13 protein-coding genes are annotated in these 20,981 nt (G+C 69.9%); 6 read left to right on the top strand and 7 right to left on the bottom strand.

Going from position 1 to position 20,981, the window contains the following annotated elements; genetic code table 11:
* Positions 1-54 precede the first annotated feature (54 nt).
* Genes AC3ANN_RS00940 through AC3ANN_RS00955 form a run of 4 tightly spaced genes read right to left on the bottom strand, consistent with a single transcriptional unit; the run spans position 55 to position 3,418 of the window.
* Positions 55-1,302, bottom strand: a complete 1,248-nt coding sequence (locus tag AC3ANN_RS00940; RefSeq protein ID WP_488339140.1) for a kynureninase — start codon at positions 1,300-1,302, stop codon at positions 55-57.
* Positions 1,289-2,266 (bottom strand): hypothetical protein, encoded by a 978-nt coding sequence (locus tag AC3ANN_RS00945; protein WP_488339141.1) that lies wholly within the window; start codon positions 2,264-2,266, stop codon positions 1,289-1,291. Before AC3ANN_RS00945 ends, AC3ANN_RS00940 begins: the two co-directional genes overlap by 14 nt.
* Positions 2,266-3,120: a tryptophan 2,3-dioxygenase gene (gene kynA, locus AC3ANN_RS00950; RefSeq protein WP_488339142.1), complete on the bottom strand. Its 855-nt coding sequence runs from the start codon at positions 3,118-3,120 to the stop codon at positions 2,266-2,268. The genes AC3ANN_RS00945 and kynA overlap by 1 nt, the downstream gene beginning before the upstream one ends.
* A gap of 40 nt (positions 3,121-3,160) precedes the next feature.
* Positions 3,161-3,418 (bottom strand): glutaredoxin domain-containing protein, encoded by a 258-nt coding sequence (locus tag AC3ANN_RS00955; protein WP_488339143.1) that lies wholly within the window; start codon positions 3,416-3,418, stop codon positions 3,161-3,163.
* Positions 3,419-3,484: 66 nt separating this feature from the next.
* Between AC3ANN_RS00955 and AC3ANN_RS00960 the strand changes: the two genes are divergently transcribed.
* Positions 3,485-4,630 carry a glycosyltransferase gene (locus AC3ANN_RS00960; protein ID WP_488339144.1) on the top strand — a complete coding sequence of 382 codons (1,146 nt, stop codon included), beginning with the start codon at positions 3,485-3,487 and terminating at the stop codon, positions 4,628-4,630.
* Between the two features lie 41 nt (positions 4,631-4,671).
* Here the strand turns inward: AC3ANN_RS00960 and AC3ANN_RS00965 are convergent, their stop codons facing one another.
* Positions 4,672-5,628 (bottom strand): helix-turn-helix transcriptional regulator, encoded by a 957-nt coding sequence (locus AC3ANN_RS00965; RefSeq protein WP_488339145.1) that lies wholly within the window; start codon positions 5,626-5,628, stop codon positions 4,672-4,674.
* Positions 5,629-5,734: 106 nt separating this feature from the next.
* Between AC3ANN_RS00965 and AC3ANN_RS00970 the strand changes: the two genes are divergently transcribed.
* Positions 5,735-6,856: an epoxide hydrolase family protein gene (locus tag AC3ANN_RS00970; RefSeq protein WP_488339146.1), complete on the top strand. Its 1,122-nt coding sequence runs from the start codon at positions 5,735-5,737 to the stop codon at positions 6,854-6,856.
* A 27-nt stretch (positions 6,857-6,883) separates the two neighbouring features.
* Here the strand turns inward: AC3ANN_RS00970 and AC3ANN_RS00975 are convergent, their stop codons facing one another.
* Positions 6,884-8,047: a polysaccharide deacetylase family protein gene (locus AC3ANN_RS00975; protein WP_488339147.1), complete on the bottom strand. Its 1,164-nt coding sequence runs from the start codon at positions 8,045-8,047 to the stop codon at positions 6,884-6,886.
* A gap of 153 nt (positions 8,048-8,200) precedes the next feature.
* Between AC3ANN_RS00975 and AC3ANN_RS00980 the strand changes: the two genes are divergently transcribed.
* Entirely contained in the window at positions 8,201-8,557 is a 357-nt protein-coding gene (locus AC3ANN_RS00980) for a hypothetical protein (RefSeq protein WP_488339148.1), read from the top strand.
* Between the two features lie 55 nt (positions 8,558-8,612).
* On the opposite strand, the gene AC3ANN_RS00985 is transcribed toward AC3ANN_RS00980, so the two are convergent.
* Positions 8,613-10,427, bottom strand: a complete 1,815-nt coding sequence (locus AC3ANN_RS00985) for an LVIVD repeat-containing protein (protein WP_488339149.1) — start codon at positions 10,425-10,427, stop codon at positions 8,613-8,615.
* A 225-nt stretch (positions 10,428-10,652) separates the two neighbouring features.
* Here AC3ANN_RS00985 and AC3ANN_RS00990 point away from each other — a divergent pair, with 225 nt between their 5' ends.
* From AC3ANN_RS00990 to AC3ANN_RS01000, 3 genes are all read left to right on the top strand, one after another.
* On the top strand, positions 10,653-11,270 hold the full coding sequence (locus AC3ANN_RS00990; RefSeq protein WP_488339150.1) for a DUF305 domain-containing protein: 618 nt from the start codon (positions 10,653-10,655) through the stop codon (positions 11,268-11,270).
* A 122-nt stretch (positions 11,271-11,392) separates the two neighbouring features.
* A complete protein-coding gene (locus AC3ANN_RS00995; protein ID WP_488339151.1) occupies positions 11,393-12,922 on the top strand; it encodes a response regulator transcription factor in 1,530 nt (509 codons plus the stop codon).
* A gap of 161 nt (positions 12,923-13,083) precedes the next feature.
* Positions 13,084-20,886, top strand: a complete 7,803-nt coding sequence (locus AC3ANN_RS01000) for a DUF7927 domain-containing protein (protein WP_488339152.1) — start codon at positions 13,084-13,086, stop codon at positions 20,884-20,886.
* Positions 20,887-20,981 lie beyond the last annotated feature (95 nt).

Here is a 20,981-nt window from a genome sequence, read left to right on the forward strand (position 1 = left end):
CGCGTCGCGCGACGCACTGGTGTTTTCGCGCCCAGGGGACGGGCGACGAGCGGGTCAGGACTCCGCGCGGACCGCCGCCTCGACGGCACGCAGGCCGGTGAGCGTCTCGGCGAACGAGGTCGACAGCGGCGACAGGCCGATGCGCAGACCGCCGGGGTCGCGGTAGTCGGGGATCACGTCCTGCTGCCACAGCCGTGCCGTGACGGCGCGCATCGCGGGGTGCGACAGTGTCACGTGGCCGCCGCGCTCGGCGGGGTCGCGGGGCGACGCGACGGTCACGCCGAGCGGGGCGAGCAGCTCGTCGGCGACGCGCACGGCGAACTCGGTGAGGGCGATGGACTTCGAACGGATGCCGTCGATCCCGGCTTGCTCGAGGAGTGCGAGCGTGTCCTGCATCGCGATCATGCCGACGATCGGCGGCGTGCCCGACAGGAAGCGGCGCATGCCCGCTGCGGGCTCGTACCGAGGACCCATCGCGAAGACGTCCGCCGCGCCCATCCATCCCTGCACTGGCTGGGCGAGGCCATCCTGGTGCCGGGCGGCGACGTAGGCGAACGCGGGCGAGCCGGGACCGCCGTTCAGGTACTTGTACGTGCAGCCGACCGCGAGATCGACCTCCCACGCGTCGGCCTCGACCGGCACGGAACCTGCGGAGTGGCACAGGTCCCACACGACGAGCGCGCCGGCGTCGTGGGCGATGCGGGTGAGGGCAGGGGCATCCGCGAGATATCCCGACCGGTACGCGACGTGCGAGAGCAGCACGACCGCGGTGGCAGGGCCGACGGCCGCGTGCAGCGCGTCCGCCGTGACGCCGGCTGTCACGTCCACATCCACCCATCGCACGCGACCGCCGCGCTCGGCGGCGATGCCCTCGACGAGGTAGCGGTCGGTCGGGAAATTGTCGCGGTCGACCACGAGCTCGACGCGCGCGGGGTCGGCGGCGACGGCGGCGTCGAACGCGGCGCGCACGAGCTTGTACAACAGCACCGTCGTCGAGTCGCCAACGACCGTCTGCCCTGGAGCGGCGCCGATCGCGACGCGGCCGATCGTGTCGCCGATCTCGAACGGCAGCTGCATCCACGACTCGTCCCATCCGCGGATGAGCCGGCCGCCCCACTCGTCGCGCGCGAACGCTGTGAGCCGCTCGACGCTCGCACGGGGCGGGCGGCCGAGCGAGTTGCCGTCGAAGTACACCAGCGGCGTCTCGGACCCGACGAACGCGTCGCGGAAGGCGCGCAGCGGGTCGGCCTCGTCGAGGGCGGATGCCTCGGCCTCGAGATCGGCGCGATCAGTGTTCGTCATGGATGAGCTCCTCGGTCGGCACGACGGCGGCACCCGCAAGCCACTCCGCGATGTCGTCGAGGACCTCGGGCGACGGCCCCGGCACGAACGTGCTCACGCCGGCCGGCGGCTCGTCGAGGGGCCACGGGTCCGACATCGCGGCGATGAGCGCCGGCCCGCGGACTCCGGCTCGGTCGAGCGCGGCGACCTCGTGTCGATTGACGCCGACCGGCTGCTCGCCGTTGCCGAGGTCGGTGCCGTACAGCACGCGCCGACCGGCCGCCGCGAATCCGGCGAGGTTCAGGCGGGCGTTCTCGGCGGCCTCGGGTTCGTCTCGGTGGATGGCGAGCGTCGAGATCCAGACCTGCCCCGCCGACACCGCATGCGCGGTGAGCCTTCGTCCGACGAGCTCCGTGAAAGGGGTGTGCGCGAGCGCTGCGGCCCCCGCGTCGAGCGCGAGCTGCGGCATCCCCTCGCCCTCCGTATGTGCGACCACGGGGAGGCCGCGATCGCGCGCGGTCGCGACGATCGCGGCGAGTGTCTCTGCGTCGAGCACGGGACCGGCGACGCTGTTGAGGACGACCTTTATGACGGATGCCCCGAACGACGCCTGCTCGTCGACCACTGTCGCCGCGCCGCAGGCGACGCCCGGGTGCGGTGAGGGATCGCCGATTTCGCGGATGATCTCGGGCGCAGCCCATGGCCGCCCGACCGGGTAGGCGCCGACGGCGGTGAGGAACGCGCCGGCGTATGCCACGCGCGGAATGCCGTGGCTCTCGCGTCGTGCGAGCGCGATGGGGTCGCCCCCGAGGTCGAGGACGCCGGCGATGCCGTGGGCGGCCAGTCCGCTCTCGTCGATGAGGTGAAGGTGCACGTGATGGTCGATGAGCGGCGGGAGCGACACCCCGTGCTCGCCGGTGATCGCGCGGCGGCACAGCGCGGCGTCGTCGCCGAGCAGGGCACGCAGGCGGAAGGGGTCGCCCATCACAGCTCCGTCCGCACGGCGTACAGCTCCGGGAAGAACGTCAGTTCGAGCGCCCGCCGCAGGAACGGGACGCCGCTCGAGCCGCCGGTGCCGGTCTTGAGTCCGATGATGCGCTCGACCGTCTTCAGGTGGCGGAAGCGCCACAGCTGGAAGTTGTCCTCGAGGTCGACCAGCTCCTCGCACGTCTCGTACGCGGCCCAGTGCGTCTGCGGGTCGGCGTAGATCTCGACCAGCACCGGCACGAGCTCGGGGGTGTAGGTCCACGCGGTCGTGACGTCGCGGTCGAGCACCGACGCCGGGACGGGGTAGCCCGATCGCGCGAGCATCCGGAGGAACTCGTCGTAGACGCTCGGCGCCTCCAGGGCCGCCCGCAGCATCTCGTGCGCCGACGGATCGGCCTCGAACACGCGCAGCATGGCGGCGTTCTTGTTGCCGAGCGTGAACTCCACCGCGCGGTACTGCGCGGACTGGAACCCGCTCGCGTGACCGAGGACACCCCGGAACTGCGCGTACTCCGCAGGAGTGAGGGTTGCGAGCACCGACCACTGCTCGGTGAGGGTCTTCTGGATGTGCTTGACGCGCGCGATGCACTTGAGAGCCGGTGCGAGCTGGTCCTCGCGCAGCAGGCGGCACGCCGCACCGAGCTCGTGCAGCACGAGCTTGAGCCACAGCTCGGTCGTCTGGTGCTGCACGATGAACAGCAGCTCGTCGTGGTGCTCCGGATCGCTGAGCGGCCGCTGCGCCGACAGGAGCGTCTCGAGGTCGAGATAGCCGCCGTAGCTCATGCGGTCCTCGAAGTCGGTCACGACCGTGCCCTCGATCGCCCGGGTATTGCGTTCGACGCCCTCGCTCACGGCCTCAGCCTAACGACGACGGATGCCTCGCCGTCAGGGATCAGATGAGGGAGAGCTCGCGGAGCTTGGCCTCGACCGCGGCGTTCGAGGGCTCGACGTGGTGCGAGGCGTCCGGGTACACCACGACCGGGATGTTCGTGCGGCCCGAGATGTCCCGCGCGACGTCGGCCGCGCCAGGATCGGCCATGAGGTCGACGTACGTGTAGGAGACGCCGAGGTCGTCGAGCTGGCGCTTGGTGCGGATGCAGTCACGGCACCAGTCGGCGCCGAACATCGTGATCGTGGTGGGGGAGGTCATCAATCCATTCTCGCCCGGGAATCCTGGATGGGCGCCGCACAGGCACCCGTGCGAGGATGGGCCGCGATGCAGCTGTCGATCATCGTCCCGACCTTCAATGAGGCTCCCAACGTGGCGGAGCTGGTCCGTCGCATCAGCGCGGCCGCGGACGGCATCGACGCCGAGATCGTCTTCGTCGACGACAGCACGGATGCCACGCCCGACGTCGTGCGCGAGGTCGCGGCATCCGCCCCGCTGCCGGTGCGGATGATCCACCGCGACCGGCCCACCGGCGGCCTCGGCGGTGCGGTGCTCGAGGGCTTCGCGGCGGCCGAGGCGGACGCGTGCGTGGTGATCGACGGTGATCTGCAGCATCCGCCCGAGCGGATCCCCGAGCTGTGGCGCCGCTTCTCGCGCGGCGACGTCGACGTCGTGATCGCGTCGCGCTACGCCGGCGGCGGCACCGCGCACGGCCTCGCCGACCGCACGCGGGTGCTGGTGTCGAAGGTGGCGACGGCGCTCACCCGCGCGATGTTCCCCATCCGGCTGAAGGATGTCACCGACCCGATGACCGGCTTCTTCCTCATCGACCGGCGCACCGTCGATCAGGCGCTGCTGAAGCCGCGTGGATTCAAGATCCTGCTCGAGATCCTGGCGCGGCGCCCGCTGCGCATCGCCGAGGTGCCGTTCGACTTCGCGGACCGTCACGCGGGGGAGTCCAAGGCCTCGGTGCGTCAGGGCGTGCACTTCCTCACGCAGCTGACGGCGCTGCGGTTCGGCAAGATGTCGCTGTTCGCCGTGATCGGGGGACTCGGTGCGATCGCCAACATCGCGATCGTGTGGGCGCTCACCCAGCTCGGCGTCGACTACATCGTCGCCGCGATCGTCGCGGCCGAGACGACGATCATCGGCAACTTCCTGCTGCAGGAGCGGTTCGTCTTCCACGACATGCGCGAGCACGCGTCAGGCGGCTGGCTGCGGTTCGCGAAGTCGTTCACGTTCAACAACGCCGAGGCGCTCATCCGCATCCCGATCATGGCGCTGATGGTCGAGACGTGGCACTTCTCGGCCGTCGTCGCGACGGCGATCACGCTGGTGGTCGCGTTCTTCGCGCGCTTCGTGTTCCACTCGCTCGTCGTGTACGCGCCCCGCAAGCCCGGCGCGGTGCCGAGCCGCGCCCGTCGCATCGTCGAAGAGCTCGACGCGCAGGCCACGGCCCCCGGCGAGCTGTAGACGACGGATGCCCCGGCCCGGCGTTCGTCGTGGGTCCGGGCTCAGCTGCCTGCGGCCCTCGTGAATCGCGCTGCGAGAGCGTGGAGGGCCTCCTTCAGCTCGGGAGCGTCGATCACCTCGAACTCCGCGTCGAGCATGCCGAGATAGAGCGCCAGCATGCGGGGATCGTCCGAGCCGACCACGAGCTCGGACCGCTGCGGTCCGCGCTCGATGATGGTCACGCGGACGGGGATCCGTTGCCGTACGTGGTCGGCCGACGCGTGGACGAGCACACGCGCGCGGTAGCGCCACGTCGCCCGCCCGATTCCCTCCGACACGTGCGCGAGGATCTGCTCGTCGGTCGGGAGCGCCCGTTGCGCGAACCTCGGGCCGGCAGGAGTGCGCAGCGCGATCCGATCGACGCGGAACGTGCGCCACGCCTGGCGTTCGGGCTCCCACGCGAAGAGGTACCAGCGACCGGAGGCCGCCACCAGTCGGTACGGCTCGACGTCGCGGCGGCTTCGCGAGCCGGTGTGCGACTCGTAGTCGAAACGCACCCGCTCGGTGTTACGGCAGGCAGCGGCGATCGACACGAGCACCTCGGGGTCGACCGCCGATTCCGACGTCGGCACGGCGAGCGCCGAGACGCGCAGCGACTCGACGCGCTCGCGCAGCCGTGAAGGAAGCAGCCGCTGGAGCTTGAGCAGGGCGCGGACGGATGCCTCCGGCATCCCTCCGACGCTCGCCGAGGTCGCCATGCGCAGCGCGAGGGCGAGAGCGACGGCCTCGTCGTCGTCAAGCAGCATCGGCGGCATGGTTGCGCTCTCGCCGAGCCGGTAGCCCCCGGTGACGCCCGGGCTCGCCTCCACCGGATAGCCCAGGCGCCGCAGTCGTTCGACGTCGTTGCGGATCGTTCGGGTCGTGACCTCGAGGCGCTCCGCGAGCTCCGGCCCGCGCCAGTCGCGCCGCAGCTGCAGCAGCGACAGCAGGCGCAGCAGTCTCGCCGAAGTCTCCAGCATTCATCCACGATCTCATGCATTGCGGAAAGAAGTGTTCCGCATCCCCGGATACCGTCGGAAATGTCCCGGTGCGCAGGGCACCGCAGACATCGCAGAGGAGAGTCCGATGGACGAGATCCAGCCCTTCACCATCGCGGTCGGCGAGGCCGACCTCGACGACCTCCGGCGTCGCCTGGACGACGTCCGCTGGCCCGACGAGTCCCCGGCCGACGGGCGCGAGCGCGGCATCCGGCTGTCGGAGGTGCGCGCGCTGACCGACCGCTGGCGCAGCGGGTTCGATTGGCGAGCGCACGAGGCGCGCCTGGCCCGGATTCCTCAGTTCGTCACCGAGATCGACGGGCAGAGGATCCACTTCTTCCATGCGCGGTCGGCGCAGGAGGACGCCCCCGTGCTGCTGCTCACCCACGGGTACCCGAGCTCCAACGTCGAGTTCGCGCGGCTGATGGAGCTGCTGACCTCGACCGGATCGGGACCGTCGTTCCACGTCGTGGCGCCTTCGCTCCCCGGATACGGGTTCTCGACGCCGCTGAGCGGGGCGGGGTGGGCGATGGGCCGCACGGCGCGGGCGTGGGTGGAGCTCATGCGCCGCCTCGGGTACGACCGATACGGAGTGCACGGCGGGGATGTCGGCGCCGGCGTCTCGGGCATGGTCGCCGGCCTCGACCCCGAGCACGTCACGGGCGTGCATGTCGTCACCGATCCGATGACGGCCGCGAACACCGCGACGTTCCTTCCCGGACTCGCCGACCGGCTCGACGCCGACGACCCGGTCGACCGGCTCATCCTGGACCGGATGGTGGAGTTCCGCGACGACGCCTCCGGGTACCTCGCGATCCAGAACACGCGCCCGCAGACGATCGGGTACGGACTGATCGACTCGCCGGTGTTCCTGCTCGCGTGGATCGCCGAGAAGCTCGAGGACTGGACGGATGTCGAGCTCGACGTCGACCAGATCCTCACGCTCGTCTCGGTGGCGTGGTTCGGCAGGGCGGGCGCATCTGCGGCGCACACGCTGTACGACCAGGCCCACTCCCACGAGTGGGGCCTGCCGACGAACGTGCCGCAGGCGATGATGGTGTTCGGGGCGGACCCGACGGTGCGACGTGTGCTGCCGTTCCCCGACGACGGGCGCTGGACCGAGTGCGACCGGGGCAGGCACTTCCCCGCGATGGAACTGCCCGACCTCCTCGCGGACGACCTGCGCGCGTTCTTCGGACCGCTGCGCTGAGCGCGTCGAGTCGCGTCGACCCGCCGGTCAGCCGATGAGTCCCACGAGCGCGTCGAGGCCCATGCCGTAGTTGATGCGGATCGTCGGCAGCGCGAGCTTGTCGGTTCCGATCGTGACATAGCCGGGCTCGATCGTGCGAGCCATCTCCCACCCGGCCTGGCGGAGTCCTTCCTTCGCGGTGTCGTTGTGGTGGCCGAAGGGGTACGCCATGACCTCTTTCACGCCGAGCACGCCGGCGGAAGCCTCCATGTCGGCCACGATCTCGGGCACCGACCAGTTGACGATGCGCCCGTCGCCGTTCGCGCCGGCCTGGTGCATGTCGTGGGTGTGCGAACGCCGCAGCACGTACGGGTTGGGGGCCGGATCCTGGCGGTACGCCGTGATCATGAACGACGTCGCCAGCACCTTGTACTTCTCGACGACGGGTGCCGCGAGGTCGAACCAGGTCTGGTCGGCGTCGTCGTCGGTCACGATCACGGAGTGGTTGGGCAAGAACAGGCGCCCGTCGATGAACGCCGACAGCTCGTCCCACGTCGGCAGGTAGAAGCCCGTCGAGGCGATGTGGTTCATGTGCGCGTCGAAGTCGCCGATGTACGCGTAGTTGCCGCGCAGCCAGCCGCTCTCGCCCTCGGGCTTGGTGGTGAACTGGTGATACATGAGGATCGGGATGCGGGCGTTCTCGGCGGCGTTCTGCTCGGGGCTCATCCACGCGCCGTGCAGGGTGATGCGCCGGTCCGTGCACGCGACGAGCTCCGACCCGTTCACCCGGCCCGGGATCGCGTACGCCGCGGCATCCTCGGGGGTCGCATACCAGCCGGCGAACACGAGGCCGTCGCGCGATGGGATGGGCAGCGCCGCATACAACGTGCCCTGCGTCTGCAGCATCGGAGCGTCGGCGATGCCCTCGCCCGCGAAGCTCACGGCGCACGCCGCCGGGTCGGTGGTGCCGGCGAGAAGCTGCTCTTCGGCGGTGAGGGGAGTGGGGTCGGGCGTTGGCGCCGGGGCCCCTGCGGCGGGGGACGTCGGCGCGGCCTCGGGCTCGGCATCCGCGGCCTGCCGCGCGAGGGCGATCGCCGTGACCGTGCCGGCGACGGCGAGCAGCACGAGCACGCCCGTCGAGAAGACGAGCGCGCGCCGACGGCGCACGCGTTTCGACGGGCGCTGCGGCGCGCCCGTGCCGGATGTGGCCATACGACTCCCCATGCGTTGGACCCCGCATCCCCACACGCGGTCGTTGAGGGGATGCTACCGGGATGCCGGCGCCGCCTCCCGCCCGCCGCGCGGGGCTCAGCGACCTCGCATCGGCGAGCACGGTGCCGCGGTGCTCGGCTAAGCTCGGCTGCCGTGCTGCCTGTGGACTGGATCGAACATCGCCGCGCCGACAGCGAGGTCCTCGGGTGGATGCTCGCCGACGGCGAGGGCTTCCGCGTCTTCGACCTGCTCGGCCGAGAGCGCACGGACGCCCCGGTGGACTGGCTCGCCGCGGAAGAGCTGCTCGACGCGCTCGGCATGGGCTACCTCGCCGACCGCTGGACGCTCCGCTTCGCCGACGGCTCGGAGCGGCCGGTGCGCATCGCCGAGGCGAGTCCGCGCGGCGTCGTCGTGGTGGCGGACGAGTACGGCGCGGCGTCGGCGGTCGGGGCCGATCCCGAGCGCTTCCGGCTGCCGTTCCCGGTAGGCGACGACCTGACGCCCCGCTGACGCGACGCTGCCCGGCGACCGAGGTCACCGGGCAGCGTCGCGCTGTCGTCGAGCGTCAGCCCTGGGCCGCGGCGAGAGCCGTCAGGGCCTCCACCAGTGCCGAATCCGCAGCCGCACCCGACTTGCGTGCGGCGTTGGCGAGATGGTCGAGCACCGACTCGGTGTTGCCCTTGGCGGCGAGCATCTCGGCCTTGTCGACGTGCCTGCGGACGTCGGCCAGGGCCTTGCCCGTCAGCGTGCCGGCACGCTCGGCCTGGTCGACGTACGAACGCACCACCGCGAAGCTCGGCGCGTGGACGAGCTTCGTCTGCAGCTGCGCATTGAACTCGGCCAGCTGGATCTCTCCGGCCGCCGCGATCTCGTTCGCCGACATCATCGCGCTCGGGGTGAGTCCGAGCGTCTCGAAGCCGCGCGCGATCTCGCTGCCGAGCACGTTGCCGTTGTACCAGTACGTCGACCAGTACCCGCCGAGGTTGAGCCCTGTCGCGTTCGGCTCGTCGATGGGTCCGCGGTCGAGGTACGCGATCTCGACCGGGTTCGCGGTGTCGGTGAAGTCGATCACCGACAGGCCGCCCTGGTACCAGGCCTGCACGAGGATGTCGCGGCCGGGCACCGGCACGATCGACCCGTTGTGCGCCACGCAGTTCTCCTGCGTCGTCTGCACCGCCGGCAGCTTGTAGTAGCTGCGGAACTCGAGCTTGCCGTCGACGATGTCGAACAGCGCGTTCGCGCCCCACTCCGGCCGGTCCGTCACGCGGCAGCGGGCCGACGTGCCGCCGCCCCACTCGTCGGTGAAGATCACCTTCGTGCCGTCGTTGTTGAACGTCGCGGAGTGCCAGTACGAGAAGTTCGGGTCGGCGACCGCGTCCAGGCGAACCGGGTTCGCCGGATCGGAGATGTCGAGCAGGATGCCGTTGCCCTGGCACGCGCCGGCGGCCAGCCCGATTTCGGGATACGCCGTGATGTCGTGGCACGTGTTGGTGTTCGGCAGCGGGCTGTACGGCACCCCGGAGGGGTGGAGCGTTCCCGACAGCGTGTTCTGCAGCCCGTTGTACGCACCCGTGACCGGGTCGGAGAAGATCCGCGGCTGGCTGACGATCGCTGCCGTCTCGGGAGCCGCCAGCGGCACCTTGATGACGTCGATGCGCCACTGCGTCGGGTTGCCGGTCGTGACCGGGGCCTGTGTGTTCGACGAGACGTTCTCGCATCCGGCGAGCTCGGCGCCCGACCGGACGTTCGACGTGCCCGAGTTGTAGATGTACACGTTCGCCGGGTCGTCGGGGTCGGTGACCAGGGTGTGCGTGTGCGATCCACGGCAGGTCTGCACGCCCGGCAGCTGCACCGGGTTGTCGATATCGCTGATGTCGAAGATGCGCACGCCGCGGAAGCGCTCAGGGTTGACTGCTCCCGGGGCTCCCTGCGTGCCGCAGTCGATGCGGCCGCGCGTCTCCTCGACCGACATGAACAACAGGTCGCCGTAGACCGAGACGTCGCCCTGTCCTCCCGGACACACGAAGGCGCTGCGCAGCGTCGGGGCTCCGGCATCCGTCACGTCGTAGACCTGGAAGCCGTTGAAGTTGCCGACGATCGCGTGGTCGCCGGTGAAGGCGAGGTCGGAGTTGACGAACCCGAAGTTGCCGGGCGCGGCGTCGAACGGTGCGACGCGCGGAAGGCTGGCGAGCAGGTCGATGTTGCTGGCCGCCAAGCCGGCGTCGAAGTAGCCCGGCGCGAGGCCGACGCGAGGGTCGGCCTCCTCGTCGGCGGCGGTGGCCGTGGCGGTGGCGGTCAGCACCGACGCACCGAGCAGGATCGCTCCTGTTGCGGCGAGCGCGCGTCTGCGCCATCGCGTCGATGAACGGGTGATCTTCATTGAACGTGCCCCTCTCCCTGCGCTTTCGGACGGAGGCCTCCGAAGGCGTCCGCGCACGGCGACGTGCGGGGGCGCGGCCCTGGGGAGGCCGATGGTCGGAATCTATCGGTGCGAGAGGCCTCCTGGCTAGGATCGGACTCCGGGCACTTCGAGTACCCGCCGCCGGTGTCGGAGGAGCGTTCTGTGTCGCCAGTCGCCGCTCGTATGAGCGTTATGCTCGCCGCCATGCTGGCGCTGACCGCGTGCACTGCAGCAGAGCCGACTCCGCGGCCCACGTCGACGGCGCCGGTCGTGCAGCTCGGCGCTCCCGGCGAAGACAACCGCACGCTCTCGCCCGACGAACAGCTCGCGCTCGGCGAGTCCGAGCCGCACACCGCGGCCGACGTCGCGTTCGTGCGCGACATGCTGCACCACCACGCCCAGGCTCTTGAGATGACGGGCTATGTGGAGGATCGCACCACGGACTCCGGCATCCGTCTGCTGGCGGCGAGGATGCAGATCAGCCAGGAGGACGAGATGGGCCAGCTCGAGACGTGGCTGCAGACGCGGGGGGAGCCGGTGCGGGATCCGGATGCCGCGCACGACGCGCACGCGCTGATGCCGGGCATGCTCACCGAGGAGGAGCTCGCCGCGCTCGAGGCAGCGGAGGGTGAGGCCTTCGACGAGCTGTTCCTGCGGTCGATGATCCGCCACCACGAGGGAGCACTCGTCATGATCGCGGATCTCTTCGCGAGCCCCCACGGCGCGGAGCAGGAGCTCGCACAGCTCGCGAACCACTTCGACTCCGACCAGCGCGTCGAGATCGCGCGGATGTCGAGCATGCTGTCGGAGCTCGCCGGCTGACGAATTCACCCCTAGGGTGAAGGATCTCCTCGCCCTCCGGGAGTCCGCATAGAGTGAGCGTCGGACTCGACTGTGGGACGTACCGGGGGGCACGGACTGAGCGTGAGATGCAGACGCGACGCGTGAGCGACGTCGTCCGCGAGCTCGAGGCGATTGCACGCGACGAGCGGTGGGACGACCTGGCGGCCGTCGTCGACGACAGATTCTTCGCCTACCTGTTGCGCGCGCCGGAGGCGCTGCGGCATGCGCTCGAGGCGGTGCCCGAGGGGTGGTTGCAGGCCCACCCCCGGTATCTCCTCGCCCGCTCTCTCGCGCGTGCCCGACAGTCGCTCGGACTCCTCGACGACCGCGACCTCGTGATCTTCCGCGAGTGGGTGCAGTCCCAGGCGCACCCGGCGACGAGAGACCGGCTCGGGGTGCTCACCGGTTCGCTGCGTCACCAGATGGCCGCCGGACGCGTCGAGGACGCCAGCGCCACCGCGTCCGAGATCTTCGCGGCGATCGACCACGCCACCGACAGTGCGGGATTCCACGACGTCCTCGCCCCCGTGCTCATCCGCGCGGGGACGGCGAAGCTGCTCGCGGGCGACGTGTCCAGCACGATCGCGTCGTATTCCGAGGCGCTGCGGTGGACGCGCGTGCGCGCGGACAACCCGTTCGAGCGGGTCGCGTCGCAGCATCTCGCCCTGGCATACGCCGTCGCCGGCAACTACGCGAAGGCCGACCGTGAGCTGCGGGACGCATCCGAGGAAGGCGACGAGCTGCCCGGCGCGGAGGTCGCCGCGTACGCCCGGGCCCTCATCGCGATCGGCCGGCTGAATCGAGAGGATGCCGCCGCCCTCGTCGCGCGGACGGAGAGCGTCGGTGCGACGAGCGAGCTGACGTGGATGCGCGTCCATGTCCGGGCGAGGCACGCCCTCTATTGGGGCGACCGCGACCTGATGGTGCACGAGGTCGAGGACTACCTGCTGGCACATCGAGGTCTCACCAGGCCGGGGTCGATGGCCGGTGACCACCTGCGTGCGGATCTCGCTGACCTCTATCAGGCGCTCGGGAACCTCCCGGCGGCGGAGCACGTGCTCGGGACCCGCGGGGTGAGCCCGACCCATCGATCGGTGCTGACCTCGCGCTCGCGACTGCATCTGCTGAGGGGAGAGCAGGAACGGGCACTGGCGCACCTCGCCGAGGCGGAACAGCTGACGGGCGGCCGGGTGCATTTTCTCGCGAGCTGGCGTGTGCTGCAGGCGAGCGCCGGTCAGGCCATGGGCGATGCTGTCGATGCCGCGTCTCTTCGCGCGGTCGCCCTCGCGCTGGAGCACACGCACGCGTTCGATGCCCTGGTCGAGGGCTCGCCCGAGGTGCGCGCCGGCGTTGCCCGTCACCTGAGGTCGGAGCTCTCCGCGCTGCCCGACGTGTACGCCCCGCCGCCGACACGGGCGACTCTCACGCCGCGCGAGCGCGAGGTGCTCGGAGCGCTCCGCGAGCACACCTCCATCAAGGCTGTCGCGGCGGCCCTGCACGTGTCGCCGAACACCGCCAAGACGCACCTGCGCGCGCTCTACCGCAAGCTCGGTGCGAGCGGTCGCGAGCAGGCGCTGCGCATCGCCTCCTACCGGTTCGACGAGGTCACCCAGAATCTCACCCCGGGGTGAGATTGGGGACACCAAGGGGTGAATTACTCCGACTCGTTTCCAGGCAGCGCCTTCCTGGGAATTGACTGGACGCGACCGCGGTCACACCGACCGTGATCAGTCGAAGCTCGGCGCCGAACGCATAGCGGCGCCATTCGGGGGGCGAAATGCAGCAGTATCGGATGTTCGAAGCAGGTCGACGGCGCCAGTCCGAGACCCACGCACGGATCTGGCGGCAGGCATCGGTTGCGCTGACAGCTGTCGTGTCGGTGGTCGTCGGAGCGATGTCAGCGGTCGTGCCTGCTTCGGCGGCCGAGGCCTTCTCGTGGAGCGGCACGAGCATGGATGCCGCCGCCACCCGCGGCGTCGAGACGGCCGCGCCGCCGACCGGTGCCAAGGCCGCAGGCCTCATCCAGCCGAAGATGGCGCCCGGCAACCCGGGCGTGCCCTCTGATCCGACGGTCCTCTTCGAGGAGGACTTCGAGAACGTGCCGGGCACGGCTCCGGTCATCCTCGACGACTACGTCAGCGTCGACGGCCACACCTATACGGCGGCTCCCCTGTGGCTGTCGAACTGCAACGGCGTCATCGTCAACTTCAACATCCCCTACACGACACTCGGCAACTGCGTCTCGCCCGTCAGCTCGGCGAACCTGCGTCAGCTCGTCTACGCACTCGGCGTTCACGGGGGCGCCGCCGACGCCAACTCAAACGACGCCGTCTCGGCCTATACCGAGAACAATCCCGGCGTGAACGCGGTCGAGTTCGAGACGGTGGAGCCGCTCCCGCTCGCGACCGCTTCCGGCCGCTTCCTCACGTTCAGCGTCGACACCGCTGCGAAGAACTGCCAGGTGTCGCCGCCGCTGTACCAGTTCTCGTTCGTGTCCGACGCCGGCACCGCGACACCGGTGGGAGGGCAGCTCAACGCCTGCTCCTCCGGCGCGACAGTCCCGGCTCCCGCGGTCGGGGGCGTCGCCGCGACCGCGGTCAGTGTCGGCACCTACACCTCGAACGGCTCTGTGCTGTTCGACGGTGCCTCGCTCGGCATCCGCATGGCGAACGCCAACGGAAGCGGGGTGGGCAACGACGCCGCGTTCGACAACATCCGCATCCTCGATGTCACTCCGCAGCTCGACAAGGCGTTCTCGCCCACGACGGTCTTCGTCGACGGTGTCTCGACGCTGACCTTCACCGTCACGAACACGAGCGAGCTCGCCGCCAAGGCGGGCTGGGGCTTCACCGACACGTTGCCCGAAGGTCTCGTCATCGCGGAGGATCCGAACGTGGCCGGTTCGTGTGTCGCCACCACTACCGCGCCGGCCGGTGGAAACACGATCGAGGTCGCCGCCGGGAACCTGCCCGCGGGAGTCGCGTCGTGCACCATCTCGGTCGAGGTGACGGCGGCCGCCGCCGGCACCTACACCAACGGACCCGGCAATGTCACCGAGACGGGCCTCAACCCGCCCGCCGACACGACGCTCACCGTGGAGATGCCGGTGCAGTGTGCACCCGGTGGCACGCTCGTCCCCGTCGACCTCATCCAGAACCCGAGCTTCGAGAGCCGTACCCAGGATTTCCAGAACTCGGCGGCGAACTCGATCAACTACGCCACGGGATGGCATGACAGCCATTCGACAGGGGGCCAGTACCACGTCTTCTCGCCGACGTTCGACTCTGGACCTGCGGCCGGGTCGATGCCGATCCGGGCTGGTGCGGACGGGTACGGATTCATGGGTGGTCACTCGAGCCTGCCCGACGTGGGTGAGGGGGCGACGAACACCCTGATCGCCCCCTTGGACCCGCTGTCGACATACGTCGGGTACTTCTCGTTGGCTGCGGGCGGCTACTCGCGGCAGGGCGACGGATACATGCAGTTCTTCGGGGTCAGCGATCCCGAAGTCGGACACATCCCGGCCGTGAACGTGGTGGCCCCGACGGCAGCCAACAGTGAGCTGCTCTTCAGCACCCCTGTCGTCGAGTTCCCCGGGGTGGGCGTTACGCCGCAGTGGGAGCGGATTCCGTTCACGCTGAATGCAGACCAGGCGTGGCCGTACTTGCGTGTCGAGGTCCGGAACGCAAACCCTGCGAACAACGGGACGGTCGCCGGTCAGGTCTGGATGAACTTCGATGACTTCCACCTGTTCGAGTGCCAGTTCGATGTGGATCTCGGGGACGCGCCCGCCACATACGGCACGGATCTGGCTGCCAATGGCGCCCGGCACAACATCGTGCCGGGAACCCAGCTCGGTGGGAGCATCGACGGGGAGACCGACGGTCAGCCCAACGCGGCCGCTGACGGCGATGGTGCCGACGAGGACGGCGTGGTGTTCAACCCCGCCCTGGGCTATGCCACTCCGACGCTGCGGACGGGGCTCGACCCGGCGTCGCTGCAGCCGATCGAGAACACGCTCGGGGTGGAGGCATCCGCTGACGGGTTCGTGAGCGCCTGGGTCGACTGGAACCAGGACGGCGCCTTCACCGATGACGAGCGGGTCGCCAACGCGCAGCCGGTGACGGCGGGAACGAACGAGGTGTCGTTCGTGCAGGGCGTCAACCCCGCCGCCATCTCCACGTTCGTCCGCGTCCGCTATTCGACGGATGCCGCGTCCATCGCCACGCCGACCGGCGCCGCGCCGGACGGCGAGGTCGAGGACTACGAGGTGCTCATCGAGCGCTTGGTCCAGCCCGACGGGTGTGTCGTGTCGGGTGCGCAGTACTACGCCTTCACCTACCCCCAGCCGGTGAACCTGACCGGCAACGGGAGTGTGGGTTCGTCGGCGCTGTTCCAGAACGTCTCCGTTGTCGACGGCGTCGCCGTCGACATGCTCGCGGAGGTGATCGCCGGCTCGAACAGCATCTCTCAGTTCCCGCCGAACGGCTTCATCCGCAGCGGCGCGGATGACGCCGGATGGCTGATCTTCGCTGATTCGACGATCAGGTACTCCTTCTTCGAGGCAGGGACGACGACACCCGTCGACATCAACGGCGTCTTCACGGTCACTGACATGGACGACAACGAGAGCGCCACGTTCTCCCTCGCGGACCTCGCCTCGTACGCGGTGACCGAAGGTTCCGCCGTAGGCATCGTGGAATCAGGCGGCTCCGTCACATTCGATGGCAACGGCAACTGGACCCAGGATCCCGAGAGCCGATTCCAGTTCGTTCTCGAAGGCCAGAGCACATTCGATGTGCGCTGGCGGGGTGGATCGAACTCCGGCTTCGCCTTCGACGGCGACGGTGACTTCTCGATCGACCCGCCGGCGTGCTCCGACTTCGGCGACGCGCCCGACAGCTACGGCACGACGGCCGCCGCGAACGGTGCGCGGCACCAGATCACGCCGGGCGTGACCCTCGGCGACGAGATCGACTTCGACCCGGACGGACAGCCGACGGCCGACGCCGCCGGTGACGACGCGAACCGCGTCGCCGACGAGGACGGCGTCGCGGATCCGATCGTCGTGACGATCGGCGACGAGACCGCGGTGACGGTGTCGGCGACGAACAGCACGACCGGGGCCGCGACGCTCGCGGGCTGGATCGATCTGGACGGCAGCGGCACCTTCGACGCGGCCGAGCTGGTCACCGTTCCGGTCCCGGCGAGCTCGGGGACCGCGGACTACGTGCTCACGTTCCCGGTGGGAACGGTGACGGCCGACACGTTCGCGCGCTTCCGGCTCTTCCCGGCGTCGGTCACGGCCTTCCTGCCGACCGGTGCCGCGCCTGCGGGCGAGGTCGAGGACTATGCGGTGGCCGTCGTCGAGCGCGAGCTGTCGATCGAGAAGTCCTCCGACATGACGGCGGACTCGCGCGTCGGGGACGACATCACCTACACGGTGACCGTGACGAACACCGGGACCGGTGATTACACCGATGCCGACCCTGCTGTCGTCTTCGATGACCTCGCCGGTGTACTGGACGACGCGGACTACAACGGCGATGCGATGGCTGAGGCATCCGACGGCTCGGATGTCGCCGACCCGGCATTCGTGGCGCCGTCGTTCCTCTTGTGGTCGGGTCCGCTGGCTGCGGGTGAGTCGGTGACGATCACGTACACCGTCACCCTCGCGGCTGGCGGCGATGGCACCGTGCGGAACGTGGCGTGGGAGCCGACGACCCCGCCGGAGCCGGGTGTGCCGCCGGCGGATGTCCCGGCGTGCGACCCGCCGACCCAGGAGGGCACCGACCCGGTGACGGGTGAGGCGTGTGGTTTCGCCGAGGCGGAGCTGCCCAAGCTCAGCGTCGTGAAGACGTCGGACACGACCGATCTCCCGGCTGACGGCGCAACCGTGACGTACACGGTGACGGTGACGAACGACGGTCCGGGTGACTTCTCGGAGGACGCGCCCGCCACGATGACCGACGACCTGAGCGACGTGCTCGACGACGCCGCGTTCGGTGACATCCTGACCCCGGCCGACGGTGCGGAGTTCGATGCGGCCGCTGAGCAGGTCACGTGGTCGGGTCCGCTCGCGGCAGGCGAGTCGATCGACATCAGCTACACCGTCGTCTATGACGCGACGACCGGTGACAACGTGCTGCTGAACCGCGCGTGCGTCCCGGCCGATGACGCGACCGATCCGGAAGCGGCGTGCGATTTCGTGCAGATCCCGGCCGCGGAGCTGGTGATGGACAAGACGGTGGATCCGGCCGACGGCACCACGGTCGTCGCCGGTCAGGAGGTCACCTACACGCTGACGTTCCAGAACATCGGGCAGTCGCCCGCCGCCGTCGACGCCGTGGACACGCTGACCGATGTCCTGGATGACGCGACGCTGACGGGCGGTCCGACGGCGGATGCCGGGCTCACGGCAGCGCTCAGCGGCGATGAGCTCGCGGTCACGGGTGACGTCCCGGTGGGGGAGACGCTGACCGTGACCTACACGGTGACGGTCGACGCGTACGCGGATCAGGGCGACCACGTGCTCGGGAACGTGCTGAGCAATGCCGACGGCTCATGCCCGCCGGAAGGCTGCCCCGAGACGGAGAATCCGATCCGCCACCTGTCGGTGGAGAAGTCGGCCGACCCCGTCGAGGGTGTGCAGCCCGGTGATGTGGTGACCTACACGGTGACCGTGACGAACGACGGTGAAGCCGACTACACGGTCGACGCTCCCGCGGTCATCAGCGATGACATGACGGACGTCCTGGACGACGCGACCTACAACGGCGACGCGGTGGCCGTGACGAACGACGGCTCGCTCGTGCCGGCACCGGTGTTCGCCTCTCCGACGCTGACGTGGTCGGGTGCGCTGCCGGTCGACGGAGTCGTGACGATCACGTACTCGGTGACGGTGACGAACCTCGGCGATCACGACCTGGTCAACAGCGCCGGGCCCGTGTGCGCCGCGCCCGAGATCTGCGACCCGCCGACTGTCGTCGAGGTACTGCTGCCCTCGATCGTCCCGGCGAAGTCGTCCGACCCGGCATCCGGTGAAGGCGTCGAGGCCGGTGACGTCATCACCTACACGCTGACGTTCACCAACGAGGGCCAGGCGACGGGGGACGTGAACACGACCGACGACCTGACGGACGTGCTCGACGACGGCACGATCACGTCGGACCCGGTCGTCGATGACGCCCACGCCGACGAGATCACCGCGGTGTTCGACGCCGACGCGCAGACGATCGTGATCGCGGGCCCGCTCGCGCCGGGCGAAACCGCGACAGTGACGTACGAAGTCACCATCGGGGCGGACGGCGAGCGCGGCGACAACGTCGCACGCAACGTCGCGACTCCCGAGGTGCCGCCGTTCGTGCCGCCGGCGGACTGCGACCCGGTGGACTGCCCGCCGTTCGTTCCGCCGACCACGGAGCACCCGATCGGCGAGCTGGTCATGGACAAGTCCGTCGCGCCGGCGTCGGGCACGACGGTGGATGCCGGACAGCAGGTCGTCTACACGCTCACGTTCTCGAACACCGGCGAGGCGCCGGTGACGGTCGACGCGCTCGACGACTTGTCGGACGTGCTGGACGATGCGACCCTCACCGCGGGTCCCACCGCGGGTGCACCGCTGGCGGCGGCCCTCGCCGGGGACGAGCTGTCGGTGACGGGTGAACTGGCGGTGGACGCCGTGGTGACGGTGACCTACACGGTCACGGTGAACGCATTCGCCGACCAGGGCGACCACGTGCTGGGGAACGTCCTCGGCTACGCGGACGGCACCTGCCCGGCCGACGACTGCCCGTCGACGGAGAACCCGATCCGCCACTTCTCGGTGGACAAGTCGGCGTCCCCGGTCGATGCGGTCAACACCGGCGACGTCGTGACCTACACCGTGACGGTCACGAACGACGGCGCCGCGGACTACACGGCCGAGATCCCGGCATCCGTCACGGACGACATGACGGACGTGCTCGACGACGCCACGTACAACGACGACGCGTCGGCCGTCATCGCCGGGGTCACCGTGACCCCGCCGGCGTTCAGCGCGCCGACGCTGTCGTGGTCGGGTGCGCTGCCGGCAGGCGAGACCGCCACGATCACGTACAGCGTGACGGTGACGAACCTCGGCGACCACGACCTCGTCAATGTCGCCTCGCCGGTGTGCGCCGACGGCGTGATCTGCGACCCGCCGACACCGCCGGTGGAGGTGCTGCTGCCGTCCATCGTGCCGGCGAAGTCGTCCGACCCCGAGTCGGGCGCGGCAGTCAACGCTGGTGATGTGATCACCTACACGCTGACCTTCACGAACGAGGGTCAGGCGGCGGGTCCGGTGGACTCGACGGATGACCTGTCCGATGTGCTGGATGACGCGGAGGTGACCTCCGAACCGGTGGTCGAGGGTGACGGCGTGACCGCGCAGCTGGATCTGGAGGCGCAGGAGATCCGGGTGACGGGTGACCTCGCTCCCGGTGCGACGGCGACCGTGACGTACCAGGTGACGGTGCTTCCGGACGGCGAGCGCGGCGACGACATCGCCGGCAACGTGCTGACGCCGGATGTGCCGCCCTACCAGCCCGATCCGGACTGCGAGGTCGATTGCGTGCCGCCGTTCGTTCCGCCGGCCACGGAGCACCCGATCGGCGAGCTGGACGACTGGAAGACCGTCGATCCGGCCTCGGGCGGCACCGTGCAGCCCGGGCAGCAGGTGACGTACACGCTGCACTTCCAGAACACCGGCGAGGCGGTGGTTCCGGTGAGCCGGGACGACGTCCTCACCGGGGTGCTCGACGACGCCACGATCACGGCCGCGCCGGTGGCGAGCGATGCCGCGCTGACGGTATCGGATGTCGCGGACGGGCGCTTCTCGGTGACCGGTGCCCTCGAGCCGGGCCAGGTCGTGACGGTGTCGTACACCGTGACGGTGAACGCGGACGGGCAGCGTGGTGATGACCGCCTCGGCAACTTCCTGGTGGATGCCGGAGAGGAGCCGCCGGCCACGTGCGAACCGGCTGACGCGGAGCGGGCGGACTGCACGATCAACCACGTGTCGAACGTGGTGGCGTCGAAGTCCTCCGACCCGGCGTCGGGAACGGCGCTTCCGCAGGGTGCCTCGGTCACGTACACGCTCACGTTCGAGAACGTGTCGGCGAATCCGGATGCCGCGGCCGCCGCGATCGACTACACCGACCACTTGGGCGATGTGCTCGATGACGCCACGCTGACGAACGGTCCCGTCTCGTCCGAGGCCGCGGTGACCGCGACACGGTCGGGGAACGCGATCCAGGTCACCGGAGAGGTCGCATCGGCCGACACGGTCACGGTCACCTACACCGTGGTGGTGAAGGCGTACGACCAGCAGGGCAACCATGCGCTGGGCAACGTGATCGCGATCACCGGTGAAGACCCGGTGTGTGCCGCGGGCAGCCCGCTGTGCACGCGGCACGACCTCACCCCGCCGCCGCCGCTGGCGGTGACCGGTGGTGACATCGCCTGGACCGCGGCCTACACCGGGATCGGCCTGCTGATCCTCGGTGCCGGAGCGTTCCTGATCGCACGCCGTCGTCGCGCCGACGCCTCGGCGAGCGGATCCACCCGGTCCTGAGGCATCCCGCGCTCGACACGGGACTCCCCCAGCCGACGCGGCTGGGGGAGTCTCTGCGTGACGAGAGCACGCAGCGCGCACGGCTGAGTACGCTG

It is taken from the genome of Microbacterium sp. STRO-2N (assembly GCF_057747775.1).

Excerpts from the sequence above, each read along its gene's own strand:
- AC3ANN_RS00955 (WP_488339143.1), bottom strand. The coding sequence starts at position 3,418 with ATGACCTCCCCCACCACGATCACGATGTTCGGCGCCGACTGGTGCCGT.
- AC3ANN_RS00990 (WP_488339150.1), top strand. The coding sequence starts at position 10,653 with ATGCTGGCGCTGACCGCGTGCACTGCAGCAGAGCCGACTCCGCGGCCC.
- AC3ANN_RS00960 (WP_488339144.1), top strand. The coding sequence starts at position 3,485 with ATGCAGCTGTCGATCATCGTCCCGACCTTCAATGAGGCTCCCAACGTG.
- AC3ANN_RS00975 (WP_488339147.1), bottom strand. The coding sequence starts at position 8,047 with ATGGCCACATCCGGCACGGGCGCGCCGCAGCGCCCGTCGAAACGCGTG.
- AC3ANN_RS00970 (WP_488339146.1), top strand. The coding sequence starts at position 5,735 with ATGGACGAGATCCAGCCCTTCACCATCGCGGTCGGCGAGGCCGACCTC.
- AC3ANN_RS00940 (WP_488339140.1), bottom strand. The coding sequence starts at position 1,302 with ATGACGAACACTGATCGCGCCGATCTCGAGGCCGAGGCATCCGCCCTC.
- AC3ANN_RS01000 (WP_488339152.1), top strand. The coding sequence starts at position 13,084 with ATGTTCGAAGCAGGTCGACGGCGCCAGTCCGAGACCCACGCACGGATC.
- AC3ANN_RS00945 (WP_488339141.1), bottom strand. The coding sequence starts at position 2,266 with ATGGGCGACCCCTTCCGCCTGCGTGCCCTGCTCGGCGACGACGCCGCG.
- AC3ANN_RS00965 (WP_488339145.1), bottom strand. The coding sequence starts at position 5,628 with ATGCTGGAGACTTCGGCGAGACTGCTGCGCCTGCTGTCGCTGCTGCAG.
- AC3ANN_RS00985 (WP_488339149.1), bottom strand. The coding sequence starts at position 10,427 with ATGAAGATCACCCGTTCATCGACGCGATGGCGCAGACGCGCGCTCGCC.